Genomic DNA, 6,085 nt, shown 5'->3' on the forward strand with positions numbered 1-6,085 from the left:
CCAGTCTAGTAATCAAACCTGTCTAGTGATCCAGCCATTCGAGGACCGGTGCCAGGGCGGCTGCGGTCTCGGGGTTGGCTGCCCACCAGGCTGAACACGCGGCCCGCCAGGCATCGAGGTCGCCCGGATCGCCGGTGACCCGTACCGTCTGCCCGTCGACGACGGCGGAGGCCGCGCCACACCGGTGCTGCCCGCCGTCGGACTCCAACACCGGGTACGGGCGGTAGAGGTCCGTGAGGTCGTTGATGAGATAGTCGGGCCGTTCCAGCGTGCGGGCGGCCAGGATCGATTCCCGCGTGTCGACGCCGGTCAGCACGGCGACCGTGGCGAAGCCGGCGTTGTTGCCGCCGAGGATGTCGGTGTCCAGACGGTCGCCGACGACGAGCGGCCGGTCGGCAGCAAGGCGTTTTGCGGCAGCTTGGAACAACGGCGCCTCCGGCTTCCCCGCGACCAGTGGACGCTGCCCGGTGGCGGCCGCCACGGCAGCAACCAAAGTCCCGTTGCCGGGGGCAATCCCCCGGGCCTGGGGAATGGACATGTCCGTGTTGGTGGCCACCCACAGGGCGCCGCCGGCGATGACGTAGGCAGCTTCCGCCAGGTCTTTCCACCCGAGGTCCGGATGGAAGCCCTGCACGACGGCGACGGGCCGCTCCGACTCGCTGCGGACCGGAACCAGCCCGGCGAGTTCGATCTCCTGCGCCAGGGAGGCCCCGCCGGTGATCAGCACGCGGGCACCGGCCGGCAGCAGCGAAGCCAGCAGCTCGCCCGCAGCCTGCGAGGAGCTGACCACCTGGTGGTCCTCCGCTGGGGCGCCCAGCTCGCGCAGGTGCTGTGCCACCTGCGCGGGTGTCCGGGAGGCGTTGTTCGTGACGTAGCCGAGGCCGACGCCGATCCCGGCGAGCCGGCGCAGGGATTCCACGGCGCCGGGTATGGCGTGCGGGCCTGCGTAAACGACCCCGTCGAGATCAGCGAGGAGGGCGTCGAAGGTCGAGATCAACTCCGGTGCGGCCATGCCCGGTCAGCCCTCGGAGCGTTGCTGGTCGCGGGAGTCGGCGTCGTGGAACTCGTCGTGGCTGGTCTCGCCGGAATCGTCGCCGGCGAGGACCTCGGAGCGGTCCAGGGCGTCAGGTTCGACGGAGTCCTCATCGGACTCGGCGTCGTCAGACTCCCAGAAGTCGGATTCGGCGTCGTCGGATCCTGCGTCCTGGGTGTTCGCAGCAGATTCATTCGTTTCCGGGAGCCCGGCCACAGCCTCGGCGCTGGCAGCACGGGGCGTCTGCTCCGGGTCCGCCGCAGCGGACCGCTGGGCAGTCTGCTCGGCGACGAGCCGGCGCTGCTGTGCTTCCTCGCGGGCTTCCTCTTCCTCGTCCCAGCCGAGGTCGATGATGTCGGGGTCCTCCGAGATGTCGAGGCCGAGTGCGTTTTCGGCTACGACGGCCTGGCGCTGCCATTTCTCGGCCTCAGTTGCGCGGCCAACCGCGGCCAGGGCGTCGGCGTAGGCGCGGAAGAGGCGCGGGCTGTAGGAGAACGCCCGGTTGATGTCCAGCTGGACGATTTCCAGTTCGGAGACTGCAGCGTCGAGCTGGCCCAAATCGGTGCGGGCACCGGCGGCCACGATCGCAAGTTCCGCCTTGCCGGGGGCGTCGAGGTCCTTGGCTTCCTCGGACCGTGCCATCTCCAGGGCGCGGTCGGGCCGGCCGAGTCCGCGTTCGCAGTCTGCCATGACGGGCAGGTGCATGTTGGAACCGCTGATCCGCCGGTAGGTGCGGAACTCGCGGAGGGCTTCACCGTAGTGGCCGGCAGCGTAGGCGGTGAGGCCCACGGCTTCGCGGACGGCGGCGAGGCGGCCACCGCGGCGGCTGGCCGCGAGGGCGTGCTGGAAGGCGAGCTCGGGTTCGTCGTCGATCAGGCGCCCGGCCATCACGAGGTGGCGGGCCACCCATTCGGCGCTGTTGTCCTCGAGCGTCTTGATCTGGTGCTGCGTGGCGCGGTCCAGTTCCTTGCCCGTGACGTCGTCGTCGATCTGCGGAGAACGCTCGCGGTCGGGACGGTTGGCGCTGCGCAGATCCCTGGCGTTGGGAACGCGGACAGGGCGGTCCTCTGCCCTGTCGCGGCCGAACTGGCGGGGGCCGGAGTCTCCGCGGTTAAAGCCCCGGGCCGGACTGTCATCACGGTCAAAGCTGCGCGCCGGACGGTCATCACGGCTGCCGAAAGGCTTACGGTTGTCGCCACCGCTGTAGGGCTTGCGGTCACGGTCGCCGCCGAAGGGCTTACGGTCACCCTCCCGCGGAGCGCGGTCACCATAAGGCTTGCGGTCACGGTCGCCGCCACCGCTGTACGGCTTACGATCGCTCGTGCCACCGGCACCAAAGCTGCGACGCTCCCCGCCACCCTCACGCGGGCCACGGTCACCATAAGGCTTGCGGTCACGGTCGCCGCCACCGCTGTACGGCTTACGATCGCTCGTGCCACCGGCACCAAAGCTGCGACGCTCCCCGCCACCCTCACGCGGGCCACGGTCACCATAAGGCTTACGGTCACGGTCGCCGCCACCGCTGTACGGCTTACGATCACTGGTACCACCGGCACCAAAGCTGCGACGCTCCCCGCCACCCTCACGCGGGCCACGGTCACCATAAGGCTTGCGATCCCGGTCGCCACCACCGCTGTACGGCTTACGGTCACCTTCACGCGCGGGTCGGTCACCGTAGGGCTTACGATCCCGATCGCTGGAGGAGTCCCGGGATCCCCCAGTGCCGCGGTCATCGCGGGCACGGTACCCTCGAGGGTCGCCGCCGGAGTTGTTGGTGCCACGGAATCCGCCGCCGCCCGAATTTCGTCCGCCGCCAAAGTTGCCGCGATCGCTTCCGCCGCGATTTCCGTCGTTGTGCTCAGCCATGCTGGATTCCTGTCCGAGGGAGCCGAACTATCCTCACAGCCGCACCACTCTTCTCAATAGTCTTTGAACGACTCGATCCGCAGTTTCAACCGTGCGCTCTCTTCAAGTCCCAACCATTGTATTGCAGTACAGACCGTCAGAGTTTGGCGTTGCTCATTATCCGCTCGAGGACATCCCGGCCTTCCGACCGGTCCCAGCTGTCTGCGCTGTTGGGACGGGCGACAAGCAGCCTGTACACGCCCTGCGATCCTTCCACACTGAGACTGTACTCACTCGATCCAGACAGCCGGACCATCGAATACAGCGCCTTGGAGCCGAGCCCTTCGACCGTTTCCGGTTCCGGAGCTGGTGCCAAATCGTCCAGGGACGGCCTCTTCGTGCCCGTAGGGGCCCAAATGACTTCCATAACGACGGCGTTCGTCGTCACGCCGTCCGCGTCCAGCGGATACACACAGGTATCCTTCTCGAATCCACCGTCCAGTCTTATGCCTGACGGCTCAGGCGCCTTCATCGAGGCGCCGACAGCTCCCAGGGCATCTTTGAGCGCGGCCGCGTCGAGGACAGCACAGGCCCGGGTCGCCTCTGTGGGAACGAGGGACGGAGCGGTCCTCCCCGGCGAGGCTGACGCGGGTACCCCAGGAGTGTCAGTTGATATCGACGGCGGTGCTGGCGGCGCGGTCGCCGTGCAGGCAACCAGGCCGCCGGCGATCATTCCAAAGGCGGCGACAGCCCGAAGGCCGCCCACCCAGCGGCGGTTAGCGGAAGACATCTCCACCCACTCCCATTACTATTCGGTCGCCCGGCACAGCGGACCTGATGAACCGGGTGACGTCGCTCTCCAACAGTGAAATGCAGCCCCAGGTCGGAACCCGGTTGGCGTGGAGGAAAATGGCGAAACCAGCATTCATGACAATGGGAGAGTCCGGCGGCCGGTTGTAGTTGATCACTACACCCTGTCGGTAGTCGTGTGAAGGACGGGTAGCGTAGTACCACATGTTTTCATCGGGGAAAACGTCCGCACTGGACTCAAAGTACTTGTTGTAGTTGCTGTTGAGCCGGCCACCCCAACGCGAGTAGGAGTTGAGCGAGATGTAGTTCAGTGCCGTGCCGGGGTTCCCAAGACCGAAGGCCTCCGTCACTGTGAACGATCCCGTCGGGGAGAACTTGTTGATCGTAGGCCCGGTGGCTATCCCTGCCCACGCGAAGCCGCTCTCGCCGGCATAACCCGGCACGTTCCACTCAAGGTTGTAGCCGCCGGCACCTTTAAGGCAGGTAGCGAAGCTGACGGGGGTAGTGGCGTAGCGCTCTGCGATCGCGAAGGAAACCCGTTGGGCTCCCGCTGTCCCATATTTCACTCCGCCGCGGTTGAGAGCCTCGCAATAACCGACCGGGTTCAAATGGAACATCACCCAACCGGAGGGCTCCCAATCAAGCCAACCCCACTGAAAATACTGGCGGCAACCGGAGGCGCTGCAGTATTCGGGGGAACTCGGGTAGCCCAGCGCTCCGGCGCCGCTGCCACGCTGGTTGAAGTCACCACGAATTGCTCCGCCGGTGGGCTGTGCACCAGTCGCCGGCGACCAGAAGAAGGTGGCCCGTTGGAATTCCTGTGAGCAGCCGTTGCCCGGGAGCCCGCAGGTTTCCCGACCTGTTGGATAGCCCATCCAGCTGTTCTCGTAGCCGTACTCCGCCCAACGTGTCCGAATGGCACCCCAGGTGGGCTGTGCACCCGTTGCCGGCGACCACATCATCGTTCCGAGCGTGAAATTTTGGAAACAGCCGGAAGCAGCCAAACCGCAGATTTCCGGGCTGGACGGGTAGCCCAAACCGCCATCCTGCGCCTTGAGCTCCACCCAGCGAAGGCCGATTCCCCCGCCCACGTCCCAGGCGCCTGAAGCGGCGGTCCAGCCAATGGCCCCGCGCTCAAATGGCTGCACGCAACCACCTTGGGCCAGTCCGCAGACAAGCAGACCTGCCGGGTAGCCAAGTCGGCTCGAAACTCCGCCTACTTGGTTCCAGCGCTGGCCGATGCCACCGCCGGTGGGGAACGCGCCGGTCCGTGGAGACCAATAGACCGTGCCCGACTGGAAATCTTGAGCGCAACCGTCGCCCGCCAGGCCACAACGCTCGGCCGAAACCGGGTACTTCAGCCAGGAACCCTCGGAGCCGAGCCTCTTCCACTGACCACCGATTGCACCGTTCCATACGGGAACGGCGCCGGTAGTAGCAGTCCAATAGATGGATCCGTTGGTGAAATCGCGCTTGCAGCCATCCCCGGCCAACTCGCACACCGCCGGGGACAGCGCCGGACCGTAGGCACCTGCGGCCCCGCCCAAAGATGTCCACTTTTCGTCGATCGCGGTGACACCGGCCGGCACCATCGCCGCGTTGATGTCCTTCGCGGGGGCCGTCGGTGTAGCGACCGTGGGCTCCACGCTCGGGGTCGGCGCGGGCGGCAACGTCGCTGGCGTCGTGACGCCAGGAGACGTCGAAGTAGGTACCGGCAGCGGCGCCTCAGTCGCATCAGGAGTGGCGGTATTACTGGGACTCGACGTCGGTTGCGGAGTCTGGCCAGTAATGGTGGGGCTCGGCGCAGGTGAGCTATTGGTTGCAGCGGCGGGGGCTATGGCGCCGGCCGCCAGTACAGCCACCAGGGCGGCGGAGGCGCATATGCGCCTAACGGATTTGCTGATCAATGAATCCCCCAAAATCACGAGCTGAAAGAATAAACTCTGGCATCGCGCTGGGGGACGGGTCCTGGCCCGACAAAACCAGCTCTCGATTTCCATTCCCAAAGCTACCCCACCCGTACATCCCCTCCCTGCACATTAGGCCGAATTGATCTTTTGTTCCCGGATTGTTGCTGTCCGGCTTTTTCGGTGAGGGCGCCCGCCAACAGCCGTAAGCTGCAGGTGCGAGAGCGTTGAACAAAAACCTCCCGGATGTGCGGGAGGGTTCGGCTGTATGCCCCCGGTCGTGCGGGAGGGTGCGGGTGTAGGCCACCGGTGGTGCGGGAGAGTCCTTGTTGTGGTGTGTGGGGTTAAATGCGGGAGAGCCCCAACCTGGTGGTTGGGGCTCTCGACCGTGTAATGATGTTCCGGCGGTGACCTACTCTCCCACACCCTCCCGGGTGCAGTACCATCGGCGCTGTGGGTCTTAGCTTCCGGGTTCGGAATGGGACCGGGC

5 protein-coding genes and 1 rRNA gene are annotated in these 6,085 nt (G+C 66.1%); 1 reads left to right on the forward strand and 5 read right to left on the reverse strand.

Annotated elements, in window-relative coordinates; translation table 11 throughout:
- Positions 1 to 22: 22 nt before the first annotated feature.
- Positions 23 to 1,012 carry an HAD-IIA family hydrolase gene (locus tag AC1DF4_RS18780; RefSeq protein WP_476914290.1) on the reverse strand — a complete coding sequence of 330 codons (990 nt, stop codon included), beginning with the start codon at positions 1,010 to 1,012 and terminating at the stop codon, positions 23 to 25.
- Between the two features lie 6 nt (positions 1,013 to 1,018).
- On the reverse strand, positions 1,019 to 1,939 hold the full coding sequence (locus tag AC1DF4_RS18785; protein WP_476914291.1) for a hypothetical protein: 921 nt from the start codon (positions 1,937 to 1,939) through the stop codon (positions 1,019 to 1,021).
- Here AC1DF4_RS18785 and AC1DF4_RS18790 point away from each other — a divergent pair.
- A complete protein-coding gene (locus AC1DF4_RS18790; RefSeq protein ID WP_476914292.1) occupies positions 1,928 to 2,959 on the forward strand; it encodes a hypothetical protein in 1,032 nt (343 codons plus the stop codon). The genes AC1DF4_RS18785 and AC1DF4_RS18790 overlap by 12 nt on opposite strands.
- A 76-nt stretch (positions 2,960 to 3,035) precedes the next feature.
- Here AC1DF4_RS18790 and AC1DF4_RS18795 read toward each other — a convergent pair whose 3' ends face one another.
- From AC1DF4_RS18795 to rrf, 3 genes are all read right to left on the reverse strand, one after another.
- On the reverse strand, positions 3,036 to 3,350 hold the full coding sequence (locus AC1DF4_RS18795) for a hypothetical protein (RefSeq protein WP_476914293.1): 315 nt from the start codon (positions 3,348 to 3,350) through the stop codon (positions 3,036 to 3,038).
- Positions 3,351 to 3,654: 304 nt separating this feature from the next.
- The gene (locus AC1DF4_RS18800; RefSeq protein WP_476914294.1) at positions 3,655 to 5,334 is read right to left on the reverse strand and encodes a hypothetical protein; all 1,680 of its coding nucleotides are present in this window, start codon (positions 5,332 to 5,334) and stop codon (positions 3,655 to 3,657) included.
- Between the two features lie 660 nt (positions 5,335 to 5,994).
- Positions 5,995 to 6,085, reverse strand: a 5S ribosomal RNA gene (rrf, locus tag AC1DF4_RS18805); the annotation flags it as partial.

Source organism: Arthrobacter sp. 05N429 (genome assembly GCF_056397045.1).

Excerpts from the sequence above, each read along its gene's own strand:
- AC1DF4_RS18780 (WP_476914290.1), bottom strand. The coding sequence starts at position 1,012 with ATGGCCGCACCGGAGTTGATCTCGACCTTCGACGCCCTCCTCGCTGAT.